The 21478-nt window shown below is 71.3% G+C and carries 22 protein-coding genes and 3 pseudogenes; 12 read left to right on the top strand and 13 right to left on the bottom strand.

Translation table 11 applies throughout. From position 1 onward, the window contains the following. Window positions 1–3: 3 nt before the first annotated feature. From ABZ854_RS02045 to ABZ854_RS02025, 5 genes and pseudogenes are all read right to left on the bottom strand, one after another. Complete coding sequence (locus ABZ854_RS02045) at window positions 4–822, bottom strand: hypothetical protein (protein ID WP_361202714.1); 819 nt, start codon at window positions 820–822, stop codon at window positions 4–6. A gap of 65 nt (window positions 823–887) precedes the next feature. After that, window positions 888–1508, bottom strand: coding sequence for an RNA polymerase sigma factor (locus ABZ854_RS02040; RefSeq protein ID WP_361202711.1), 621 nt, complete (start codon window positions 1506–1508; stop codon window positions 888–890). 121 nt (window positions 1509–1629) lie between these two features. Continuing rightward, window positions 1630–2838 carry a hypothetical protein gene (locus ABZ854_RS02035; RefSeq protein WP_361202708.1) on the bottom strand — a complete coding sequence of 403 codons (1209 nt, stop codon included), beginning with the start codon at window positions 2836–2838 and terminating at the stop codon, window positions 1630–1632. 12 nt (window positions 2839–2850) lie between these two features. Next, window positions 2851–3252 (bottom strand): annotated as a pseudogene (locus tag ABZ854_RS02030) (MarR family transcriptional regulator); the annotation flags it as partial. A 132-nt stretch (window positions 3253–3384) separates the two neighbouring features. Then, a pseudogene (locus ABZ854_RS02025) lies at window positions 3385–3582 on the bottom strand (helix-turn-helix domain-containing protein); the annotation flags it as partial. A gap of 234 nt (window positions 3583–3816) precedes the next feature. Here ABZ854_RS02025 and ABZ854_RS02020 point away from each other — a divergent pair. Genes ABZ854_RS02020 through ABZ854_RS02010 form a run of 3 tightly spaced genes read left to right on the top strand, consistent with a single transcriptional unit; the run spans window position 3817 to window position 6272 of the window. Continuing rightward, window positions 3817–4485: a DUF4097 family beta strand repeat-containing protein gene (locus ABZ854_RS02020; RefSeq protein WP_361202705.1), complete on the top strand. Its 669-nt coding sequence runs from the start codon at window positions 3817–3819 to the stop codon at window positions 4483–4485. 36 nt (window positions 4486–4521) lie between these two features. Next, a complete protein-coding gene (locus ABZ854_RS02015; protein WP_361202702.1) occupies window positions 4522–5484 on the top strand; it encodes an ATP-binding cassette domain-containing protein in 963 nt (320 codons plus the stop codon). Next, complete coding sequence (locus ABZ854_RS02010) at window positions 5481–6272, top strand: ABC transporter permease (RefSeq protein WP_361202699.1); 792 nt, start codon at window positions 5481–5483, stop codon at window positions 6270–6272. The genes ABZ854_RS02015 and ABZ854_RS02010 overlap by 4 nt, the downstream gene beginning before the upstream one ends. A 115-nt stretch (window positions 6273–6387) precedes the next feature. On the opposite strand, the gene ABZ854_RS02005 is transcribed toward ABZ854_RS02010, so the two are convergent. From ABZ854_RS02005 to ABZ854_RS01995, 3 genes are all read right to left on the bottom strand, one after another. Further along, window positions 6388–6729, bottom strand: a complete 342-nt coding sequence (locus ABZ854_RS02005) for a hypothetical protein (RefSeq protein ID WP_361202809.1) — start codon at window positions 6727–6729, stop codon at window positions 6388–6390. Between the two features lie 211 nt (window positions 6730–6940). Then, complete coding sequence (locus ABZ854_RS02000; RefSeq protein ID WP_361202696.1) at window positions 6941–7507, bottom strand: hypothetical protein; 567 nt, start codon at window positions 7505–7507, stop codon at window positions 6941–6943. A gap of 174 nt (window positions 7508–7681) precedes the next feature. Next, window positions 7682–9337 (bottom strand): glycoside hydrolase family 20 protein, encoded by a 1656-nt coding sequence (locus ABZ854_RS01995; protein ID WP_361202693.1) that lies wholly within the window; start codon window positions 9335–9337, stop codon window positions 7682–7684. Between the two features lie 153 nt (window positions 9338–9490). Here ABZ854_RS01995 and ABZ854_RS01990 point away from each other — a divergent pair, with 153 nt between their 5' ends. From ABZ854_RS01990 to ABZ854_RS01970, 5 genes are all read left to right on the top strand, one after another. Beyond that, entirely contained in the window at window positions 9491–10063 is a 573-nt protein-coding gene (locus ABZ854_RS01990; protein WP_361202690.1) for a 2-oxo-4-hydroxy-4-carboxy-5-ureidoimidazoline decarboxylase, read from the top strand. A 183-nt stretch (window positions 10064–10246) separates the two neighbouring features. Then, entirely contained in the window at window positions 10247–10627 is a 381-nt protein-coding gene (gene sdhC, locus ABZ854_RS01985) for a succinate dehydrogenase, cytochrome b556 subunit (protein ID WP_129307235.1), read from the top strand. 5 nt (window positions 10628–10632) lie between these two features. Continuing rightward, window positions 10633–11121, top strand: coding sequence for a succinate dehydrogenase hydrophobic membrane anchor subunit (locus tag ABZ854_RS01980; protein WP_129307236.1), 489 nt, complete (start codon window positions 10633–10635; stop codon window positions 11119–11121). 19 nt (window positions 11122–11140) lie between these two features. Further along, on the top strand, window positions 11141–12895 hold the full coding sequence (gene sdhA / locus ABZ854_RS01975; protein WP_361202685.1) for a succinate dehydrogenase flavoprotein subunit: 1755 nt from the start codon (window positions 11141–11143) through the stop codon (window positions 12893–12895). Beyond that, window positions 12895–13674 carry a succinate dehydrogenase iron-sulfur subunit gene (locus ABZ854_RS01970; RefSeq protein ID WP_361202682.1) on the top strand — a complete coding sequence of 260 codons (780 nt, stop codon included), beginning with the start codon at window positions 12895–12897 and terminating at the stop codon, window positions 13672–13674. Before sdhA ends, ABZ854_RS01970 begins: the two co-directional genes overlap by 1 nt. Before the next feature lie 412 nt (window positions 13675–14086). Here ABZ854_RS01970 and ABZ854_RS01965 read toward each other — a convergent pair. Then, window positions 14087–14152, bottom strand: a pseudogene (locus ABZ854_RS01965) (hypothetical protein); the annotation flags it as partial. 281 nt (window positions 14153–14433) lie between these two features. On the opposite strand from ABZ854_RS01965, the gene ABZ854_RS01960 reads away from it, so the two are divergent. Next, window positions 14434–14856 carry a VOC family protein gene (locus ABZ854_RS01960; protein ID WP_361202679.1) on the top strand — a complete coding sequence of 141 codons (423 nt, stop codon included), beginning with the start codon at window positions 14434–14436 and terminating at the stop codon, window positions 14854–14856. 142 nt (window positions 14857–14998) lie between these two features. Further along, window positions 14999–15751, top strand: a complete 753-nt coding sequence (locus tag ABZ854_RS01955; protein ID WP_361202676.1) for a TetR family transcriptional regulator — start codon at window positions 14999–15001, stop codon at window positions 15749–15751. Here the strand turns inward: ABZ854_RS01955 and ABZ854_RS01950 are convergent, their stop codons facing one another. Together ABZ854_RS01950 and ABZ854_RS01945 are read right to left on the bottom strand one after the other, a co-directional pair. Continuing rightward, the gene (locus tag ABZ854_RS01950) at window positions 15752–17299 is read right to left on the bottom strand and encodes an ABC transporter substrate-binding protein (RefSeq protein WP_361202673.1); all 1548 of its coding nucleotides are present in this window, start codon (window positions 17297–17299) and stop codon (window positions 15752–15754) included. It abuts the gene before it with no gap. A 202-nt stretch (window positions 17300–17501) separates the two neighbouring features. Further along, window positions 17502–17741 (bottom strand): hypothetical protein, encoded by a 240-nt coding sequence (locus ABZ854_RS01945; protein ID WP_361202670.1) that lies wholly within the window; start codon window positions 17739–17741, stop codon window positions 17502–17504. A 91-nt stretch (window positions 17742–17832) separates the two neighbouring features. On the opposite strand from ABZ854_RS01945, the gene ABZ854_RS01940 reads away from it, so the two are divergent. After that, window positions 17833–19128: a D-alanyl-D-alanine carboxypeptidase gene (locus ABZ854_RS01940; protein WP_361202667.1), complete on the top strand. Its 1296-nt coding sequence runs from the start codon at window positions 17833–17835 to the stop codon at window positions 19126–19128. Here ABZ854_RS01940 and ABZ854_RS01935 read toward each other — a convergent pair. Beyond that, on the bottom strand, window positions 19076–19999 hold the full coding sequence (locus ABZ854_RS01935; RefSeq protein WP_361202664.1) for a YihY/virulence factor BrkB family protein: 924 nt from the start codon (window positions 19997–19999) through the stop codon (window positions 19076–19078). The genes ABZ854_RS01940 and ABZ854_RS01935 overlap by 53 nt on opposite strands. An 86-nt stretch (window positions 20000–20085) precedes the next feature. On the opposite strand from ABZ854_RS01935, the gene ABZ854_RS01930 reads away from it, so the two are divergent. Next, window positions 20086–20820: an SDR family NAD(P)-dependent oxidoreductase gene (locus ABZ854_RS01930; RefSeq protein ID WP_361202661.1), complete on the top strand. Its 735-nt coding sequence runs from the start codon at window positions 20086–20088 to the stop codon at window positions 20818–20820. On the opposite strand, the gene ABZ854_RS01925 is transcribed toward ABZ854_RS01930, so the two are convergent. Then, window positions 20817–21440: a 2'-5' RNA ligase family protein gene (locus ABZ854_RS01925; RefSeq protein WP_361202658.1), complete on the bottom strand. Its 624-nt coding sequence runs from the start codon at window positions 21438–21440 to the stop codon at window positions 20817–20819. The two genes, ABZ854_RS01930 and ABZ854_RS01925, sit on opposite strands and share 4 nt — an antisense overlap. Window positions 21441–21478: the final 38 nt, after the last annotated feature.

Below are 21478 nucleotides of genomic sequence, written 5' to 3'. Positions count from 1 at the left end.
CCGTCACTTGCCGGCGTTGCCGTGCCCCGGCTCGACGGCCTTGCCTCCGCCTCCCGTACCGCCTGCCGCACTGTGGGCGTCGCCACTCCCGTTGCCCTTGGCACCGCTGCTCGGCGTGCCGTCCTTGTCATTCCTGCCGGAGTCCCGGCCTGCCGTGTCGGCGGCGAGTCGGGCGGTGCAGTAGGCGGCGACCTTGTTCGTGCCGCCAGCGGCGGTGACGAGGCGCTGCCAGGCAGTGGCGTCCAGAGCCTTGCCGTGGCGCGTGGCCCGGCCGTGCTGGTAGGCGCGGCAGTGCGCCGCGGTGTCCTGGGCGGTGACGGGGTGACCGGGACGTGCGGGGGCGGGTCCGGTCGGGGATGGCGTATCGGAGCGGGATTCGCCGTCGGCCCGCTGGGCGTCCGGCTGTTGGGTGACACCGGCGGACGGCCGGGACGGCTGCCGGGCGCCGCCGCCACCGGCGCGGGACGCGCCGGGTCCGCCCGAGCCGATGGCCGCGACGGCGACTCCGCCGAGGACCAGGCCGGCCAGGAGGACGGAGAGCGTGGCCCGCACCGAGAGCCTCAGGCGGCGCGGCTCGCGGGGCCGCCAGTCGTCCCGGCGCCGGGTACGCGCCCGGTGGGTGCCGGTGTCCCGGGCCGCGTGGAAGGCGGCCAGGGTCCGCTCCTCGGCGGCGGGGTCGAGGCCGGCCGGGCCGGCGTCCGCACGCAGCAGGGCGGCGAGCCGTGCCTCCAAGGGGGTGGTATCCGCTTCCGCCGGGCCGGTGCCGGCTGGGTGCAGGTGCCGGCGGCCGGGCAGCAGGCCGTCGCTCTGTCGCTCACCCATGTCGTTCCCGCTTCCTCGTGGATCCGTCGCTCGCGGACCCATACGGCCGCCACGGCCGTCGCCGTTCACCTCGACTCCCCCAGCGTCCGGGGACCGTCATCCGTCACACCGCCGGCGACGCCCAGACGCCGGGCGAGGCGCTTGAGCCCGCGGTGCGCGGCGGTACGCACCGCGCCGGGCCGCTTGCCCAGGACGCGGGCGGCACCGGGGCCGTCGAGGCCGACGACCACCCGGAGCAGTACCGCCTCGGCCTGGTCCCGTGGCAGGTCCCGGATCAGGGCCAGGGCGCGCTCGGTGGACAGCGACTCCAGCGCCTGGTCGTGGGTGCTGTGCGGGGCGGGCAGGTCGAGTACGTCCTGTTCGAGGGCGGACGGGGTGGGCCGCACCCGGCGCCGGCGCAGGTGGTCCAGGGCCCGGTGCCGGGCGATGGTCGCGGTCCAGCCCCGGAAGCCGGCCCCGTCGCCGCGGAACCGGCCGAGGTCCCGGGCGATCTCCAGCCAGGCGTCGGAGGCCACGTCCTCGGCGTCGTCGCCGACCAGGCCGCGCAGGTAGCCGAGCAGCCCCGGCTGCACGATCCGGTAGGCCACCGCGAAGGCGCTCTCGTCGCCGTCCTGGGCCCGCGCGACGGCGTCACCCAGCTCCCCGTCCCGCGCCTGCCCGCGACGGGGCTGCCCTCCCTGGCCCAAGAACCGTCCTCGTCCGCACCGAACGCGCGCCGTGCCCGCACGCGCACCGAATCAGCACGCGGAACACATCAGACGTGTCCCGCCGCCCCCACCTTGATCAGCGCCGGACCACACAGAAGTGTCACAGCTCAGCAAATCCCCGGCGGGCGCCCAGGATGCCGTCGAGGGCGCCGCAGGTCGCGACCGCGACGGACAGGGAGGCGGCCGCGGCCGGGAGGAGCGTGGCCTCGTAGTACGTGGCCGGGGCTAGGCGGGTGACCGAGTACGCCGCCGCCGTCCCGGCCAGGACCGCGCAGCCGAGGCGGGCGGCGAGGGTGCGCAGCAGAGGCCCGCGGCGGCGGCCGGCCCGGAACCTCAGCGTGTCCCGTACGGCGTACGCGCCCGCCGCCGCCGCCGGCACCGTCCCCGCTACGGCGGCGAGCAGCGGGGTGCCGAACAGGACGCCGTAGCGCACTGCGAGCGCCGGCAGAAGGAACAGGGTCAGCCAGTGGCGCAGGGCCAGGTGCAGGAAACCGACGGCGAGCTGCGGGCGGGGCTCGGCGAGGCGTGCGGCGGTCAGGCGGGCCGCGGCCAGCACCGCCCCCGCGCCCAGCGCGAGCGGGAGGCGCCCGCCGAGCCGGCCCAGGCTGTAGAGGAGCGCGGTGTCGTACACGACCAGGACGAGGACACCCAGCGCGCCGAGGGACGCGATGAACGTCAGCAGCCCAGGTACGGAGGCGGGGGTCCGGTCCCTGCCGCGGTCCCGGGCCGCCAGGCGCGCGAGGAACAGGGGCGTGAGGACGGCGGAGACGGTACGGACGGCCAGGTCGTCGGCCGTGTACGGGTTGTGCAGGTCCCATTCGACCAGGCAGAACACGGCCGTGTACGACGCCGACGCCAGCGGCAGCAGCGGGGAGCGGGCGATCCGCCGGTACAGGCCGGCGTCCAGCCAGCGCACGACGGTCGCGAACGCCAGCAGGACGAAGGGGAGTTCGAGGAAGGCCTGGACCCGCAGGACGGTCGGGGCGAGCGTCCACGGGGCGGGGAAGTCCCGTGCGAGCGAACGCACCACGGGGTCGCGTGTCGCCAACTCGAACCAGCCGCCGGGCAGATAGCGCGCGATGAAGGACGGGTCGCCGTCGTGGACGCGCAGCACGTACACGGTGAACAGCACCTGGTTGACGTAGATCAGGGCGGTGACCAGCGCCAGCGGCAGCAGGGGGGACAGCGACCGGCGGGGGGACCGCGGCTGGCGCGGGCCGTCGGTGCCGGGGGGCCGTCCGGCCGCGAGCCGTGGGGCGAGCGCGACCGCCGCCGCCACCGACACGAGCACCAGGGCGTTCACGAGCATCCGTACGCCCATTCAGTCGTCCGGGAGTTGAGCGGTGCCGTCGGACGTCAGGATCTCGCGGGCCTGGTTCGCCGCGCGGGCGAGGCTCTCGGACACGAAGTCCAGGAAGCGGGCGGTGTTCTCCAGGCGGGCGCCGGCCGGGGTGCCGGGGCCGAGGACGCCGACGCCCTGCCGCGCGGTCTCGGCGACCTGGGCGGTGGAGCGGGCGCTGGCCATCATCGCCTGGTACATGACCTCGCTGTCGACGACGTACCGCTCGCGGCGGCGTTCGTCGCGCTCCCGGCGGACGAGGTCCTGGCCCTCCAGGAACGCGATGGCCTTGGACACGGACGCCGGGCTGACCTGGAGGCGCCGGACGAGTTCGGACGCGGTGAGGCTGCCGGTGTCGCTGATGGTGAGCGCGGCCATCACCCGGGCCATCATCTGGGGCGTACCCGACTGCATGAAGACGGTGGTGAGGGTCTCCTCGTACGCGCGCACGGCCTCGGGGTCGCGGCCGTGGGCCTGCGGGGCCGCCTGCGCGCTCCGGGGCGCGGCCTGCCTGCGGCGGTGGGCGCGCTGCCCGGTGGCGCGGTGGGCGAGGTCGGCGCGGTAGGCGGTGGGGCCGCCGTTGCGCATGACCTCGCGGGTGACCGTCGAGGTCGGACGGTCCAGGCGGCGGGCGATCTCGGCGTAGGCGAGGCCGTCGGCCAGTCCCAGCGCGATCTGCCGGCGTTCCTGCTGGGTGAGTCTGCCGCCCGGCATCACGGCCTCCTTCGTGGTGTGCGATGCCTCGACCATAGCGTTCACATTCATTCCATTGCAACGAGCCCGGCTCTGACGTTGCGTTAGCCAACAGCGCCATTGCAACAAATGATGGGTCCTGAGCTGGGATTACGAACATCGCATGCAACAAGCTTGTTGCCAGGACCATGAACGCAACGTAGCGTTTCCAATGTCGGAAACAACGAACGCACAACGGACCAGCAGGAGAACACCATGCCGAAGTTCGACACCCCCGCCCCCGTCTTTGTCGTCCTCGCCGTCAACGCGGGACGCGTCCAGTTCATCGCCGCCGACCGCCCCGACACCACGGTCGAGGTCCTCCCCGCGAACGCCTCGAAGGGCCGGGACGTGAAGGCGGCCGGGGAGATCGGGGTCGCCTTCGAGGACGGCGTCCTGCGGATCACGGCCCCGGAGGCGGAGAAGAACCAGTTGTTCGGCCCCTCCGGATCCGTCGAGGTCACCGTCCAACTGCCCGCCGGCTCCCGCGTCGAGGGCACGGCGGCCGCCGCCGAACTGCGCGGTGTGGGCCGGCTCGGCGACGTCACCTTCGACGGCGCCTACCGGCACATCAAGGTCGACGAGGCCGCGAGCCTCCGCCTCACGGCCGTCGACGGCGACGTCGAGATCGGCCGGCTGGCCGGCTCGGCGGAGATCAGCACCGCACGGGGAGACATCAGCGTCGCCGAGGCCGCGGCCGGCACGGTCGTCCTGACCACGCAGTCCGGCGACATCTCGGTCACCGCCGCCCACGGGGTCTCCGCCTCCCTGGACGCCGGCACCTCCTACGGCCGTGTCAGCAACGCCCTCAAGAGCGACGGCACCGCCGAGCTCGACATCCGCGCCACCACCTCGCACGGCGACATCACCGCCCGAAGCCTGTAACCCACCTCCACCACGAGCGAATCAGGGGGCACCCTCATGACCGAACCGGCCATCGCGGCCAGCGGGCTGCGCAAGTCCTACGGCGACAAGGTCGTGCTCGACGGCATCGACCTGACCGTCCCGGAAGGCACGATCTTCTCCCTGCTCGGCCCGAACGGCGCCGGCAAGACGACCGTCGTCAAGATCCTCTCCACCCTCATCGGCGCCGACGAGGGGGTGATCCGCGTCGGCGGCCACGACCTGGCCGCCGACCCCCGGGCGGTCCGCGCCGCGATCGGCGTCACCGGGCAGTTCTCCGCCGTCGACGGCCTGATCACCGGCGAGGAGAACATGCTCCTCATGGCGGACCTGCACCACCTCTCCCGGCGGGAGGGCCGACGGGTCGCCGCCGAGCTGCTGGAACGGTTCGACCTGGTGGACGCGGCGCGGAAGCCCGCCTCCACCTACTCCGGCGGCATGAAGCGCCGCCTCGACATCGCCATGACGCTGGTCGGCAGCCCGCGCGTCATCTTCCTCGACGAGCCGACCACCGGCCTCGACCCGCGTTCCCGGCACACCATGTGGCAGATCATCCGCGAGCTGGTCACGGGTGGTGTCACCGTCTTCCTCACCACCCAGTACCTGGAGGAGGCCGACGAACTCGCGGACCGCATCGCGGTGTTGCACGACGGCGTGATCGCCGCCGAGGGCAGCGCCGAGGAGCTGAAGCGGCTGGTCCCCGGCGGGCACGTCCGCCTCCGTTTCACCGACCCGGCGGAGTACCGCGGCGCCGCCGCCGCGCTCGGCTCGGCCTCCCCGGACGACACCTCCCTGACCCTCCGGGTTCCCGGCGACGGCAGCCAGCGCGATCTGCGCGCGCTCCTCGACTCGCTCGACTCGGCCGGCGTCGAGGCCGCCGAACTCACCGTGCACACACCGGACCTGGACGACGTGTTCTTCGCCCTGACCAGCACCCCGGTCCCCACCCAGCCGAACGAGCCCCAGGAGACCGTCCGATGAGCGCCCTCTCCCTCGCCGTACGCGACTCGACGACCATGCTGCGCCGCAACCTCCTGCACGCCCGGCGCTACCCGTCCCTCACCCTGAACCTGCTGCTCACGCCGATCATGCTGTTGCTGCTGTTCGTCTACGTCTTCGGCGACGCCATGAGCGCGGGCATCGGCGGCGGCCATCCGGACCGCTCCGCGTACATCGCGTACGTCGTCCCCGGCCTGCTGCTGATGACCATCGGCAGCACGGTGATCGGCACCGCGGTCTCCGTCTCCAACGACATGACCGAGGGCATCATCGCCCGCTTCCGCACGATGGCGATCCACCGCGGTTCGGTGATCGTCGGGCACGTCATCGGCAGCGTGCTGCAGTCGGTCGCGAGCGTGGTCCTGGTCGGCGCCGTCGCCGTGGCCATCGGCTTCCGCTCCCACGGTGCCACCGCCCTGGAGTGGCTGGCGGCCTTCGGCCTGCTCGTCCTGTTCGCCACGGCGCTCACCTGGATCGCCGTCGGCATGGGCCTGGTCAGCCCCAACGCCGAGGCGGCGAGCAACAACGCCATGCCCCTGATCCTGCTGCCGCTCCTGTCCAGCGCCTTCGTCCCCCTGCACGCGCTGCCGGGCTGGTTCCGGCCCGTCGCCGAGTACCAGCCCTTCACCCCGGCCATCGAGACCCTCCGCGGCCTCCTCCTCGGCACCCCGATCGGCCACAACGGCTGGCTCGCCCTCGCCTGGTGCGCGGCCCTGACGGTCCTGGGCTACGTGTGGTCGACGGCGACGTTCGACAAGGACCCGGAGTAACCACCGTGAACCGCCGACAAGCGAGAACTACGCTGCGCCGACCTCCCGTTGACGCCGTGACTTCCCGCCGGCCGGGGCCCCGCCCCACTCGGGGCGGCTCCCGGCCGGCGCGCGGTCAGTGGGCGGCCGTCGCGTCCCTGCACAGCAGCCGTAGGGAGCCGTGGCCGCCGAAGCAGCGCCGGGCCTCGTCGATGGGGTCCCACAGGCGGCCGTCGGGGGTGCGGATCCAGTGCTCACCGCCGGTCGCCCACCACTCGGCGCCGGTCTGGCGGGCGACGACCTCCCCGGCGTAGGCGCCCAGGCCGCGCAGCACGGTCTCGACCGCCGCGTACGGCGGGCCCTCGCGCCGTATCTCCTCTATCAACCGGTCGACCCGCCACAGGCTCTGCGCCGAGTAGTCGAGCCGTACCCGCGCGCCCTCGCGCATCGTCGCCACCGCGTCCGCCGCCCACCGCACGGGCTTGGCGGCGGCGTGCGGCCTGGTCTCCTGGGTCACGTGTGCTGTCACGTACTGGGCTGTCACATAGGGGAAAGCGGTCCGGCCGCGCCATCCGTCACGCCGATCGGCCCGGTTCCGGCAACCGGCGCAACACCGCCCCACGTCCACCGCACGACTGCCACAGGACTTCCCCCGCCGTGCGGGTTTACGACGCTCCGGTCAGCAGAGGTCAGCCCCGGCCGCGTGCCCGGCGGGAGACCACCGCGCGCAGGATGCGGCGGCCCTCGACCGACGCCTCCAGGGCGCCGCGCAGGCCGGCCGCGCCGTGCTCGGCCAGGAGGTCGAGGACGGCGATCTGGCGGCGCAGCTCGGCGGCGACCAGCGGGGACACGCCCTCGGTGCCGCCCGTGCCGCGGGCCTCCAGGCCGTCGGTCCCCTCTGTGGCGGGGTCGAGGAGCCGGTGGACGCGGAGGGCGTCGACCGAGCAGGTGTCGGCCCAGGCGCGTAGGGCGTCGGCGGTGCGGTCCGCGGGGGCGGCGTCGAGCATGCCGCGGGCGAGGGTGGCGGCTTCCGTCTCGGCGGAGCCGGTGTCGTCCGGGTCGCCCGGTGCGGTGAGTGCGCCGCACGCCTTGTCCAGGTGCTGGGACCAGTCGGAGCTGTCGGCGAGGGCGGCCCACAGGGGGCGCAGGGCCTCGTCGTCGCCGCCGAGCAGGGGTACGCACCGATCCAAACAAGCCAGGGCGCTGGCCGCTAGGGCTCGGTCGTCCGCCTGTGCGAGTCGTTCCACTAGGGTCATGCCGGTCTGCCTCCCCGGGGCCCCATCGTTGCGGAACCCACACTTCCCCTTACTCTGCGTGCGGGGCGCTCCGCGTGTTACAGGGCGGCTGATGGGCAGTCGCGTGCCTGTCGTTCGCCAGGTGCGGGCGCGTCGTGGTTGCTCGCGCCGTTCCCCGCGCCCCTTTGGGGCGCGTCAGCCTAGCTTGGCTGAAAGTTGACGGAAAGATGTCCACGACAACTTCGGGGTGCCCGGGTCCCAGAGTTTCTGGATCGTGGCCCTCAAGGGCAGGTGGATGCCGTTGGCTACCTGGGCTTCCGTCTGGGCGTTGGGGTAGTCGCACCAGACCGCGAAGGAGCCGCCGAGGATCTCGCTGTCGTACCGGGCCGGGACGGCTGTCGTGCCGCGGATGACCCTCGGGGTCCACTGTTCGTAGATGCGCTGCCCGGTCGGGTAGACGAAGCTCTGGGGCTGGCCGAGGACGTAGTAGAGGAACTCGTCGTTGTAGTTGATGACCTTGCGGCCCGCGCCGAGGTACTCAACCGGCTGCCGGGCGCCGATCTCCTTGCCGGTCCAGTAGGCGACCTGGAGGTCCTTGGCGGCCTGCACGGACGCGCCGCGGAAGAAGCCGTCGTTCCACGCCCGCATGGTCTTGTGGTGGGCGCGCACCGTGGCGGCGCGGTCGTTGAGCCAGCCGGTGGTGAGGTCGGTGACGGTGCCGCCGGGGCCGTACTTCTGCCGGGCGGCCGCCGCGAGCTGCGGATACGACGCCTGCGGGTCGGACACGGTCAGGGCCTGGTACTCGTCGCCGCCGAGGTGCCACTGGCCGCCGGTGAAGAGGCCGGCGTACTCGTTCAGCAGGTCGTCGACGATCTTCGCGGCCCCGGGCTTGGAGATGTCGATGGCGCCGCGCGTGGCGACGCCGTTCACGTTGCGCAGCTGGAGGTCGGGGTGGGCGGCGATGACGGCGCCGAGGTGTCCGGGCGAGTCGATCTCGGGCACGACGGTGATGTGCCGGCTCGCCGCGAGGGCGACGATGTCCTTGACCTGCGCCTTGGTCAGGTGGTCCCGGGAGACGATCTCGGGGTGGCTGCTGGACTCGATGCGGAAGCCCTGGTCGTCGGAGAAGTGCAGCCCCAGCTCGTTGTACTTCAGGTCCCCCAGCTCGCGGATCCGGTCCTCGATCCAGCCCGCGGAGTACGGCTTGCGCGCGATGTCCAGCATGAACCCGCGCACCGGCTTCGCCGGCTCGTCGCGTACGACGCCCTCCGGGGCCGTACCGCCGCCGTGGACCTCCTGCTTGAGGGTGCGGGTGCCGTAGAAGACGCCCGCGTCGGCCGGGCCGCTGATGTCGACGCGCCCGCCCCGGACGGTCATGGTGTACGACTCCGGGTTCCCGCTGCCCTTGAGCGCGAGCCGTACGTCCCCGGACCGCGTGTCGCTCTTCTGCCCGGCGTAGGTCAGCCCCAGCTCACCTGCGATCAGCCGGCCCTCGTCGGCCAGCCTGCCGTCGGTCACGACCACCCGGTCCGCCCGCCGGGGCTGCCAGCCGGGCCCGTGCTCGGCGGTGTGGGAGCGCACGGCGGGGATCGTGCGCGGCGCCTGGGAGAGCGGGTACGACCTGGTCGGCGAGGGAGTCGGCGGGGCCGACTTCCCGCCGGCGCCCGAGGAGGCCGTCGCCCCACCGGACGACGACGGCGCCGCCCCCGCGGAGCCACCGCGCCCGCCGTCCGCCGAGGCCCACACGCCGACGCCCACACCGAGCGCGACCGTCCCGACGAACGCCACGGCCACGACAGCCTGCTTCCGCCCCACCTGCTGCACCGCGACCCGGCGCTTGTGCTGGCTCACTCCGCCAACGTACGACCGATCGCGCCCCCTGTGGTCATCGAGACGTTCCGAAACTCTCCCGTCCGGGTGAATTTCGGCTATCGGTCGGACACGGCTTGATCACTCTCGATAACCTGGCACACACTCTTCACACCATCCCCTGCCACACCACATGTGACGCGAGGACCCACGCTGCCTGCGCACCGTCTCCCGTACCTGCCCACGCCGCTCGACGCCTTCAACGCCGCCCCAGCCGACGAGGCCCGAGCCCTGCTCCTGCGCTGCCTGCGCAGCCTGCGCTGGTCCCGCCGGATCGCCGACCACCGCCCCTACCCCGACCTGGACGCCCTCCTCGCGGCAGCGGACGAGGCGGCCTACGACCTCTCCCCCACCGACCTCTCCGAGGCCCTCGCCGGCGAGTCCCTCCCCGAGCTCCCCGCCGACACCTACTCCGCCGCCCACACGGCCCTGGCCGCGGCCCACGCAGCCTACGAATCCCGCTTCGGCCACGCTTTCGTCATCTACCTGGGCAATGCGCACCCGAACGAGGCGATCGACCACACCCTCGAAGGCATCCGGTCACGATTGACCAACGATCCCGAGGACGAGCGGGTAGTAGCGGCTGAGCAGCTCCGGCGCGTCGCAAGAAGCAGACTCTCCACCTGCCTCAGGGGCGCGGGGCCGTGCCCATCAGCGGCTCCGCCGCGGGGCGCGACCAGCCACAACGCACCCGCGCTCGGTAGCTGACAGGGCCCGCACCCCCGTGGCCGATACCCCATCCGGTGCCACTTTGATCACACAACAAGGCCCCCCGTAAACCACTCCCGCCCGCATGGATACGATGCTGAGGGCCGGTGGACCGTACCCGGCCGGGCCCGACCGACACCGAAGCCGGCGCGGCCCTAGTCCCCGCTCCCGGAGGGTTCTTCCGTGCCGGCTGGAACGCTGTACCGCGGCCGGGAAGGAATGTGGTCCTGGGTGGCTCACCGAGTCACCGGCGTCCTCATCTTCTTCTTCCTGTTCGTCCATGTGCTGGACACCGCTCTCGTCCGTGTCAGCCCCGAGGACTACGACAAGGTCGTAGCCACCTACAAGACGCCGATCGTGGGCCTGCTGGAGTACGGCCTCGTCGCCGCCATCCTCTTCCACGCGCTCAACGGCCTGCGTGTCATCGCCGTCGACTTCTGGTCGAAGGGCCCCCGCTACCAGAAGCAGATGCTCTGGACCGTCGTCGGCGTCTGGGTCGTGCTGATGCTCGGGGCGATCTACCCCGTCCTCGGCCACGCCGTTCGTGTTCTGTTCGGGAGCTGACAGCCATGTCCACGACTGAAACCACCGCGCCCGGGATCGGCCCCGTCGAGGGCTCCGGCTCGTCCCTCTACGACGTCGACAACCCGGCCCCCGTCATCGAGGCGCCGCGCAAGCGCACCAAGAAGACCCCGCGCTCCACCCGCGGCAACTTCGAGATGGTCGCCTGGCTGTTCATGCGGCTGTCCGGCATCGTGCTGGTCGTCCTCGTCCTCGGCCACCTGCTGATCCAGCTCGTGCTGGACGGCGGCGTCTCCAAGATCGGCTTCGCCTTCGTGGCCGGCCGCTGGGCCTCGCCCTGGTGGCAGGTCTGGGACCTGCTGATGCTGTGGCTCGCGATGCTGCACGGCGCCAACGGCCTGCGCACCGTCATCAACGACTACGCGGAGCGTCCCGCCTCCCGCATGTGGCTGAAGGCGCTGCTGTACACCGCCACGGTGTGGACCATCCTGCTGGGCACGCTGGTGATCTTCACCTTCGACCCGAATATCCGCTAGGCACGGGGCTGCGAGAAACATGAAGATCCACAAGTACGACACCGTCATCGTCGGCGCCGGTGGCGCCGGCATGCGCGCCGCCATCGAGGCGACGAAGCGCAGCCGCACCGCCGTGCTGACCAAGCTCTACCCCACCCGCTCCCACACGGGCGCCGCGCAGGGCGGCATGGCCGCCGCGCTGGCGAACGTGGAGGAGGACAACTGGGAGTGGCACACCTTCGACACGGTCAAGGGCGGTGACTACCTGGTCGACCAGGACGCCGCCGAGATCCTGGCGAAGGAGGCCATCGACGCCGTCCTCGACCTGGAGAAGATGGGCCTGCCGTTCAACCGGACGCCCAACGGCACCATCGACCAGCGCCGGTTCGGCGGTCACTCCCGCAACCACGGCGAGGCCCCGGTCCGCCGCTCCTGCTACGCGGCCGACCGCACCGGCCACATGATCCTCCAGACGCTGTACCAGAACTGCGTCAAGGAGGGCGTGGAGTTCTTCAACGAGTTCTACGTCCTGGACCAGCTGATCACCGAGGTCGACGGGGTCAAGCGCTCCGCCGGTGTGGTGGCCTACGAGCTGGCCACCGGCGAGATCCACGTCTTCCAGGCGAAGGCCGTGATCTACGCGTCCGGCGGCTGCGGCAAGTTCTTCAAGGTGACGTCCAACGCACACACCCTCACCGGTGACGGCCAGGCCGCCGTGTACCGCCGGGGTCTGCCGCTGGAGGACATGGAGTTCTTCCAGTTCCACCCGACCGGCATCTGGCGCATGGGCATCCTGCTCACCGAGGGCGCCCGCGGTGAGGGCGGCATCCTGCGCAACAAGGACGGCGAGCGCTTCATGGAGAAGTACGCTCCCGTCATGAAGGACCTGGCGTCCCGTGACGTCGTGTCCCGGTCCATCTACACGGAGATCCGCGAGGGCCGCGGCTGCGGTCCCGAGGGCGACCACGTCTACCTGGACCTGACCCACCTGCCGCCGGAGCAGCTGGACGCCAAGCTGCCCGACATCACCGAGTTCGCGCGGACCTACCTCGGTATCGAGCCGTACACGGACCCGATCCCGATCCAGCCGACCGCGCACTACGCCATGGGCGGCATCCCGACCAACGTCGAGGGTGAGGTCCTCAGCGACAACACCACCGTCGTCCCGGGTCTGTACGCGGCCGGCGAGGTCGCCTGCGTCTCCGTGCACGGTGCCAACCGCCTCGGCACCAACTCGCTGCTGGACATCAACGTGTTCGGCCGCCGCGCCGGCATCGCCGCCGCCGAGTACTCCGCGAAGTCCGACTTCGTCGCGCTGCCGGAGAACCCGGAGACGATGGTCGTCGAGCAGATCGAGCAGCTGCGCGCCTCCACCGGCACCGAGCGGGTGGGCGCGCTCCGCAAGGAGCTGCAGGAGACCATGGACGCCAACGTCATGGTGTTCCGCACCGAGCAGACGATCAAGACGGCGGTCGAGAAGATCGCCGAGCTGCGCGCGCGGTACAAGAACGTGTCGATCCAGGACAAGGGCAAGCGGTTCAACACCGACCTGCTGGAGGCCATCGAGCTGGGCAACCTGCTCGACCTGGCCGAGGTCATGGCCACATCGGCGCTGGCCCGCAAGGAGTCCCGCGGCGGTCACTACCGCGAGGACTACCCGAACCGCGACGACGTCAACTTCATGCGCCACACCATGGCGTACCGCGAGGTCGGCGACGACGGGTCCGAATCCATTCGTCTGGACTACAAGCCGGTCGTCCAGACCCGGTACCAGCCGATGGAGCGTAAGTACTGATGGCTACCCCCGTTATGGACAAGGAAGAAGCGGCCGGAGCGCCCGAGCCCGGCTTCGCCGACTCCCCCAACATCACGGTCACCTTCCGCATCCGCCGGTTCAACCCGGAGGTCTCGGCGGAGGCGGTCTGGGAAGACTTCCAGCTGGAGCTCGACCCGAAGGAGCGTGTCCTCGACGGTCTCCACAAGATCAAGTGGGACCTCGACGGCAGCCTGACGTTCCGCCGTTCCTGCGCGCACGGCATCTGCGGCTCGGACGCGATGCGGATCAACGGCAAGAACCGGCTGGCGTGCAAGACGCTGATCAAGGACATCAACCCCGAGAAGCCGATCACGGTCGAGCCCATCAAGGGTCTCGCGGTCCTCAAGGACCTGGTCGTGGACATGGAGCCGTTCTTCCAGGCGTACCGGGACGTCATGCCGTTCCTGGTCACCAAGGAGACGAACGAGCCGACGCGCGAGCGTCTGCAGTCGGCCGAGGACCGGGCGCGCTTCGACGACACCACGAAGTGCATCCTGTGCGCGGCGTGCACCTCGTCCTGCCCGGTGTTCTGGAACGACGGCCAGTACTTCGGTCCGGCCGCGATCGTGAACGCCCACCGCTTCATCTTCGACAGCCGTGACGAGGCGGGCGAGCAGCGCCTGGAGATCCTGAACGACCGGGACGGCGTGTGGCGTTGCCGTACGACGTTCAACTGCACGGACGCCTGCCCGCGCGGTATCGAGGTCACGAAGGCGATCCAGGAGGTCAAGCGGGCGCTGATCACGCGCCGCTTCTGACCGTCCGCCCCGGTCCACCGAGAGGGCCCCGCTTCCGTCCGTACCGGACCGGAGGCGGGGCCCTCGGCCGTGGTGGGCGGGTCCTGGGCGGGTCCTGCGGACGGGTTCGCCAGCCAGGGCCGGAACTGGCAGGATGAGGCGCTGATCCGACAGGGTGATCAGTAGGGCCGGGAAGCGGGGGACGAGAGCATGAGCACGCCGAATCCGTATGAGGGCGGAGCCGAACAGTGGGGCCCGGGTCAGCCGCCGGCCGCACCCGGCTACGGCTACCCGGCCAAGCCCAACATGCCCGTCCCGGCGGGCCCGGCCTACGGTTTCCCGCACCAGCAGCCGCCCGGTCCGGCACCCATGGGCGGGGGCGGTGCGCCCCTGCTGTCCATCGGGGACATCACCGTGATGGGCGATCAGATCATCACGCCGGCCGGCACGCTGCCGTTGCGCGGTGCGGTGTGGAACGCCACGGACATGTCTCACACCGAGGAGAAGATGCCGTCGCACGCGATCGTGCTCGCCATCATCTTCTTCATCTTCTGCCTGCTCGGCCTGCTGTTCCTGCTGATGAAGGAGAAGAAGACCACGGGCTTCATCCAGGTCACCGTGACGAGTGCGGGACGGCACCACTCGACGATGCTCCCGGCCCACAGCCCGCAGAGCTTCACCCAGGTGATGGGGCAGATCAACTACGCGCGCTCGCTCAGCAACATGTGAGGCCGTGCGCGTCTCCCTGGTCCGGGGAGGGTCGGGCGCTAATCTGACGACATGTCAGACGAAGAGTCGTACGAACTGCTCGGGTTCGACAACGTCGTCCTGCCCGTCGGCAGCCTCGCGGAGGCCGTCGGGTTCTACGAGCGCGCCGGGTTCACCGTGGGCTTCCGCTTCGACGAGGCCGGGATCGCCCTGCTGAAGGTGGGCGGCGAAACACCGGGCATCCTGCTCCGCGTCGAGGAGGAACTGGGCCACCGCACCCCGCCCTGGCCCTCCCCCCGCATCTGGCTGGAGGTCCCGGACACCCGCACGGCCGCCCGCGAACTCACCGCAGCCGGCATCCCCCTCCTCGACACTCCCTTCCCCACAGCAACGGGCTGGACCGTAGAACTGGCCGACCCCTGGGGCAACACCCTCGGCCTGACCGACTACACCAAACGCCCAGAACTGGGCAGGCGAACAAGCATGACTGGATAACTCCGTGTGCTTGAAGCGCCCTGAAGGGGCGCGGGGCTGTATCAATATGCGGCTCCGCCGCGTGGGCACGACCAGCCACGACGGTGCTGTAGCCGAACCACCACCCCCCGGGGGGCGCAGCCAACCGCATAGGCTCACCTTCGTGCCCGCCAAGAACGACGGCCCCGCGGCCGCGCCCAGCAGCAAGTCCGAGCAGACCCGCGCCCTCATCCTGGAAACGGCCATGCGCCTCTTCCAGGAGAACGGCTACGACAAGACGACGATGCGGGCCATCGCCAAGGAGGCCGGCGTCTCCGTCGGCAACGCCTACTACTACTTCGCCGGCAAAGAACACCTGATCCAGGGCTTCTACGACCGCATCGCCGCCGACCACCAGCTGGCCGTACGCCAGGTCCTGGACCGCGAGACCGACCTGGAGTCACGGCTGGCCGGGGTCCTCACCGCGTGGCTGGACATCGCCCGGCCGTACCACGAGTTCGCGGTCCAGTTCTTCAAGAACGCCGCCGACCCGGACAGCCCGCTCAGCCCCTTCTCCCCCGAGAGCGAGCACGCCCGCGCGCAGGCCATCAGCGTGCACCGGGAGGTGCTGGCCGGCTCCAAGTCCAAGGTGGCGCCCGAACTGCGCGACGCCCTCCCGGAGTTGATGTGGCTGGCCCAGATGGGCCTGGTCCTGTACTGGGTGTTCGACCGCACCGAGGGCCGTGAGCGCAGCTACCGGCTGGCCCGCCGCGGCGCCCGGCTGACCGCGCGCGGGGTGGCCCTGGCCCGGTTCCGGGCCCTGCGCCCCCTGGTGCTGGAGGTCCACGAGCTGTTCACGGACTTCCTGCCGGGCATGACGAAGGCCTTGCCGGACCCGGCGGCCAAGGGCCGGCCCGGGTCCGTCAACGGCGACTGATCAGATCCACTTCAGGAGCCACAGGCGGAACACGCCCGTGCCGTCGGCGAGGTACTGCCCGCCGCCCACGTCCTCGTTGCTGACGACGTACTCCTTGGCCTGCCACAGCGGGATCAGCGGCACGTCGGCGGCCACGTCACCCTGGAGGCGGCGGAAGTCCTGCGCCACCCGGCTGCGGTCGGCGTACTGCTGGCTGTCCCGGATGAGGCTGTCGACGGACTTGTTGCTGTAACCGGTGAACATGGTGGAGCCGGTGCCGACGAGGGGGGCGCCGAAGGTGTCCGGGTCCGGGTAGTCGGCCACCCAGCCGACCGCCCAGGCGTCCATCTTCCCCGCGGCCCACAGCTTCTGGAACCTGGTCCACTCGTAGCCCTTGACGTCCACCTTGAACAGGCCGCCCGCCTCCAGCTGCTTCTTCAGCTCGGCGGCCTCCTGCTTGCCCGCGCCCCGCCCCTCGCCGTACCCGAACGTGAACTCGACGGGCAGCTTGACGCCGGCCTCGGTGAGCAGCTCGCGCGCCTTCTTCACGTTCTGCGTCGGGTAGGCGTCGAAGAAGGACGTGGTGTGGCCGATAAGGCCGGTCGGGACCAGCGAGTACAGCGGGTCGACCGTGCCGTCGTACACCGTCGAGGCCAGCTGCTCGCGGTTGACCAGCCAGGCCATCGCGCGCCGCACCCGCGCGTCGTGCAGCGGGGAGCCGGCGTGGGTGTTGAGGTACAGGTTGCGGGTCTCGGCGCTGTCCGAGACGGACACGCGTTCCTTGGGGTCGCTCGGGTTCAGCGCGGACAGCACGTGCGGCGGGAGCGTCCGGGTGGCCACGTCGAGCTGCTTGCCGGCCCAGGCGGCGTTGAGCTTCTGGGAGTCGCCGTAGTAGCGCAGCTCGATCGGGCGCCCGGTGCTGTCGAGGTAGCCCTTGTAGCTCTTGTACGGCGTCAGGTCGGCCTTGCTGTTCTTGGTGTACGCCGTCAGCGTGTACGGGCCGGTGCCGTCCACCTCGGAGCCCTTGCGCAGCGCGTCCGCCGGGTACTTCTCCCGGTCGACGATCGACCCCGCGCCGGTGGCCACCTTCAGCGGGAACGTGGCGTCGGGCGACGACAGGTGGAAGGTGACGGTGTGCGCGTCGTCGGCGCTCACCGAGCCGAGCGTGGAGAACAGGGACACGGGGCCGACGTCCGAGTGGATCTTCTTGACCCGGTCGAAGGAGAACTTCACGTCCTCGGCGGTCATCGCGCGCCCGCTGGGGAAGGTGATGCCGTCACGCAGTGTGCACCGGTACTGCTTCAGGCCGCTGCCGCTGACGAAGGCGCAGCTCTTGGCCGCGTCGGGGACCGGCTGCACGCCGCCCGGCTCGAACGTCAGCAGGGTCTGGAAGACGCTGCTGTACAGGGCCCAGGAACCGGCGTCGTAGGCGCCGGCCGGGTCCAGTGAGGTGACGGCGTCCGTCGTACCGACCGTGATCGTCTTGTCTTTGTTCTCCTGCGACGGCAGCAACTGCCAGCCGCCGATTCCCACGACCGCGAGTACGAGCAGTGTCACGAGAATGCGCATGCGAACAGATCGCATGGTGGTGCCCCTCCCAGGCCTGCCAAGGCCCTACCCCTGGCTCAGCACACATACCGCCACCCCCTAGTGGCGCGGCTCACCTAATCACACGTTTTTCACCTGGGGGAAGAGCAATCCGACAGATGTGCCAGAACTTACGAAGGCCCGGCTTTCACAGGGTGCGCACAGACGAGGGGCCGACGCCCGGCTACGACGTCCGGCGCAGTGCGCGCAGTCCGCGCAACCCGATGCCCCCGATGACCGTCCCCAATACGAAGGAGACGACCGCCAGCAGCAGGTGCACCCAGAAGTAGGCGGTGGGGTGCCCGTCGTCGAAGGCGAGTCCGCTGCCGTCCTTGACGAGATTCTTGACGAAAGTGACCCAGATGACCCAGCTCCACACCCCGAAGGCGAGCAGGAACCAGGAGACCGGGCGGCTGAGTTTCATACGTCCAGTATCGCGGTGCCCCTCCTCGTTCCCGGCCGGGGGTGGGGGCCGGGTCGGGGCGCCGGGGGCGGCTCCAGGTACGTTTCCGAGCGTGCCCGCACCGAAGAACACCGCCCGGCGCGCCCTGCTGGTCGCCTCCGCCACGCTGCTGTCCCTGTCCGCCGCCGCGCCCGCCGCCCTCGCGGCCCCGACGCCCTCGGCCACCGCGTCGGCCACCTCGGGGGCCAATTCACCGGCCAATTCATCGGCCACTTCGGCGGCCAGTCCCCCGGCGACGATGTCCACGCTGGGCGGGGCCCGGCTCGGCCTGACCGGCACCCAGGTCAATCTGGGCGGCGGGGTCCCGGTGCTGCCCGAGGGCCTCACCGCCAAGTCCTGGATCGTCGCCGACGCCGAGTCCGGGCAGGTGCTCGCCGCGCACAACGCGCACTGGCGGCTGCCCCCGGCGAGCACCCTGAAGATGCTGCTCGCGGACACCCTGCTGCCCCGCTTCCCGAAGACGACGAAGCACAAGGTGGTGGCCGCCGACCTGAAGGGCATGGGCGCCGGTTCCAGCGTGGTCGGCATAAAGACGGGCCACACGTACACCGTTCACGACCTGTGGCTCGGTGTCTTCCTGCGCTCCGGCAACGACGCCGTGCACGTGCTGTCCGCGATGAACGGCGGAGTCCCGCAGACCGTCGAGGACATGCAGGCCCACGCGGACGAACTCCAGGCCGGCGACACGCACGTGGTCAGCCCCGACGGCTACGACGAGCCGGGACAGGTGTCGTCGGCGTACGACCTGACGCTGTTCGCCCGTTCCGGGCTGCAGAAGAAGGACTTCCGGGACTACTGCTCGACCGTGCGGGCCACCTTCGAGTCGAAGCCCATCCAGAACACCGACCGGCTCCTGAGCGGCGACACCGACGTGCCGGTCTACCAGGGCATCGCCGGGGTGAAGAACGGCAACACCACCCACGCGGGCGCCACCTACACCGGCGTCGCCGAGCGGAACGGCAAGGTGCTGCTGGTCACGATGATGAACCCGCAGAAACACGAGCACAACGAGGTCTACAAGGAGTCCGCGAAGCTGCTCGACTGGGGCTTCCAGGCGGACGGCAAGGTCACTCCCGTCGGCGAACTGGTGCCGCCGCTGAACGCCGTACAGGCGTCCGCGCAGCCGTCGGCAGACGCCACGTCCGGCGCCTCGGCGAGTACGACGCCGCGCACCGGCGGCGCCGGGTCCACGGCCGTGGCGAGCGCGACGACCGGGCACGGTTCGCGCGGCATCGGCATCGCCCTGGCCGTCGCCGCGGGGCTGCTCGTGCTGCTCGCGGGCGGGGCGTTCCTGGTCAACCGCCGGTGGCCGCTGCCCGACCTGATGCGCCGTCGGCCCCGTCCGTGACGGGGGCCGCCGCCGGCTGCGCCTCCTTGCTCGGCGTCGCCGTCCAGGAGGCGCAGAACAGGACCAGTTTCGTGGTGAAGTTGATCCACAGCAGCAGGGCGACGGGGACGCCGAACGCGCCGTACATGCTCTTCGCTGCCACCCCCTGGATGTAGCCGCTGAGCAGCAGCTTCAGCAGTTCGAAGCCGATCGCGCCGGTCAGCGCGGCCACCACCAGGCGGCGGCGCGGCGGTTCGACGCCGGGCAGCAGGGTCAGGACGTAGAGCAGCACCAGGACGTCGGCGGCCACGGCGACCGCGAACGCGGCGATCCGCAGCAGGACCGTGCCCCAGCCGTGTTCGGCGAGGCCCAACAGTGAGGCGAGCCGGCCCACCAGCGCCGAGGCCAGGGTGGACACGGCGAGCGTCACCAGCAGGGCGCCGCCGAGCCCGAGCAGGATGCCCGCGTCCTTGGCCTTGGCGACGACCGGGTTCTCGTCGTGGTCGGGCAGCTCCCACACCGCGCGCAGGCAGTCCCGCGTCTGGCCGACCCAGCCGATGCCGGTGAACAGCAGCGCGGCACCGGCGATGACACCGACCGTGCCGGCGTTCTGGACCAGCGAGGTGAGGTCCAGCTGGTCGGAGAGGCCCGGGAACTGGGCGGCGATCTTGTGCTGGACAGTTTTCTGCCGGGCCGGGTCCAGCGTGGCGGCGGCGATCGCTGCGGCCACGGTGAGCAGGGGGAACAGGGCCACGAAGCTCACGAACGTCATCGCGGCGGCCAGGCGCGCCCACTTCACCCGGTCCAGCCGCTCGTACGACCGCCACGCGTGCGTGTCCATCAGGCGGGTGACGATCGGCCCGACGCCGGGGAGCTTCTTCAGCCAGTCCATGAGCGGACGTCTGCCCGCTTCCCGCGCTCGTCAACACCGCGTTTCTTCACCAAGGCGGACATATGCGGGCGATACGGTCGACTGTCATGAAGGACGCCACCGATCTGCCCCAGTCCCTGCTCGTCCTCGGCGGAACCTCCGGGATCGCGCTGGCCACCGCCCGCCGGCTGATCGCCCGCCGCACCCGCACGGTATGGCTGGCCGGACGCCCCTCCCCCGCGCTTCAGTCCGCCGCGGACTCGCTGCGCCGCCTCGGCGCCGACGTCCGCACCGTCGCCTTCGACGCGCTCGACCCCGAGTCCCACGTGGAGACGCTCGGCAAGGTCTTCGCCGACGGGCCCGTCGACTGCGTCCTCCTCGCCTTCGGCGTCCCCGGCGACCAGGCCCACGACGAACGCGACCCGCTGCGCGCCGTCCGCATCGGCCAGACCAACTACACCGGCGCCCTGTCCGCCGCCCTCGTCTCGGCGAGCGCCCTCCAGACCCAGGGCCACGGCTCCCTGGTGGTCCTCTCCTCGGCCACCGCCGAACGCCCCCGCCGCGCCGACTTCATCCACGCCTCCAGCAAGGCCGGCCTGGACACCTTCACCCAGGGCCTCGGCGACGCCCTGCACGGCACCGGCGTCCACGTCATGCTCGTACGCCCCGCCCCCGTCCGCCGCACGGGCCTGATCACCACCACCCCGGAAGCGATCGCCACATCCATCGAACTGGGCCTGCGCAGAGGCTCGGAGATCATCTGGGTACCGGGCGTCCTGCGCCTGCTCATGTCAGCCCTGCGCCACACCCCGAGGGCCCTGTTCAGAAGGCTGCCGATCTAGCGCCCCAAGGGGGGCGCGGGGCTGCATCCGATATGCGGCTCCGCCGCGCGGGCGCGATCAGCCCTCGACGCGCTGCCCTGTGAAGGCACCACCCCAGCCCCCCCGAACACGTACTCCCGCAGCTTCCGCCACACCCCGTCGGGCCCCTGCTCGTACAGTGCGAACCCCGTGCAGGACCACCCCGCGTCGAACCCGGCCAGTTCCTCGAACGCCCGGTCCATCGCGTCCTCGTCGATCCCGTGCGCCACGGTCACGTGCGGGTGGTACGGGAACCGCAGCTCCAGGGCCACGGGCCCCGACGCGTCCCGCACCCTCTGCTGCAGCCGGGTGCACTCCTCGGCCCCCTGGACGACCCGTACGTAGACCACCGGCGACAGCGGCCGGAAGGTCCCCGTGCCGGAGAGCCGCATCGGGAACGGCCTGCCGGTCGCGGCCACCTCGGTCAGGTGCGCCTCGACGGCGGGCAGCGCGGACGCGTCCAGCTCGGTCGGCGGCAGCAGCGTGACGTGCGTGGGGATGCCGTGCGCGGCGGCGTCGCCGAAGCCCGCGCGCCGCTCCTGGAGCAGGCTGCCGTGAGGCTCCGGGACCGCGATCGACACACCGATCGTTACGGTCCCCACGTCGTCTCCTGTCGTCGGTGTCCGGGCTTCGACTGTAC

The organism is Streptomyces sp. NPDC047028, assembly GCF_040644095.1.
In the GTDB taxonomy this organism is placed as follows: domain Bacteria; phylum Actinomycetota; class Actinomycetes; order Streptomycetales; family Streptomycetaceae; genus Streptomyces.
Note: the sequence above shows the minus strand (reverse complement) of the source record. Positions and strands in the feature narration are given on the sequence as shown.

What these genes read in the sequence shown, in the direction of transcription:
- ABZ854_RS02010 (WP_361202699.1), top strand. Translation starts at nt 5,481, where the DNA reads ATGAGCGCCCTCTCCCTCGCCGTACGCGACTCGACGACCATGCTGCGC.
- sdhA (WP_361202685.1), top strand. Translation starts at nt 11,141, where the DNA reads ATGAAGATCCACAAGTACGACACCGTCATCGTCGGCGCCGGTGGCGCC.
- ABZ854_RS01935 (WP_361202664.1), bottom strand. Translation starts at nt 19,999, where the DNA reads ATGGACTGGCTGAAGAAGCTCCCCGGCGTCGGGCCGATCGTCACCCGC.
- ABZ854_RS02035 (WP_361202708.1), bottom strand. Translation starts at nt 2,838, where the DNA reads ATGCTCGTGAACGCCCTGGTGCTCGTGTCGGTGGCGGCGGCGGTCGCG.
- ABZ854_RS01980 (WP_129307236.1), top strand. Translation starts at nt 10,633, where the DNA reads ATGTCCACGACTGAAACCACCGCGCCCGGGATCGGCCCCGTCGAGGGC.
- ABZ854_RS02015 (WP_361202702.1), top strand. Translation starts at nt 4,522, where the DNA reads ATGACCGAACCGGCCATCGCGGCCAGCGGGCTGCGCAAGTCCTACGGC.
- ABZ854_RS02045 (WP_361202714.1), bottom strand. Translation starts at nt 822, where the DNA reads ATGGGTGAGCGACAGAGCGACGGCCTGCTGCCCGGCCGCCGGCACCTG.
- ABZ854_RS01970 (WP_361202682.1), top strand. Translation starts at nt 12,895, where the DNA reads ATGGCTACCCCCGTTATGGACAAGGAAGAAGCGGCCGGAGCGCCCGAG.
- ABZ854_RS01930 (WP_361202661.1), top strand. Translation starts at nt 20,086, where the DNA reads ATGAAGGACGCCACCGATCTGCCCCAGTCCCTGCTCGTCCTCGGCGGA.
- ABZ854_RS01945 (WP_361202670.1), bottom strand. Translation starts at nt 17,741, where the DNA reads ATGAAACTCAGCCGCCCGGTCTCCTGGTTCCTGCTCGCCTTCGGGGTG.
- ABZ854_RS01960 (WP_361202679.1), top strand. Translation starts at nt 14,434, where the DNA reads ATGTCAGACGAAGAGTCGTACGAACTGCTCGGGTTCGACAACGTCGTC.
- ABZ854_RS02020 (WP_361202705.1), top strand. Translation starts at nt 3,817, where the DNA reads ATGCCGAAGTTCGACACCCCCGCCCCCGTCTTTGTCGTCCTCGCCGTC.
- ABZ854_RS02000 (WP_361202696.1), bottom strand. Translation starts at nt 7,507, where the DNA reads ATGACCCTAGTGGAACGACTCGCACAGGCGGACGACCGAGCCCTAGCG.
- ABZ854_RS01950 (WP_361202673.1), bottom strand. Translation starts at nt 17,299, where the DNA reads ATGCGCATTCTCGTGACACTGCTCGTACTCGCGGTCGTGGGAATCGGC.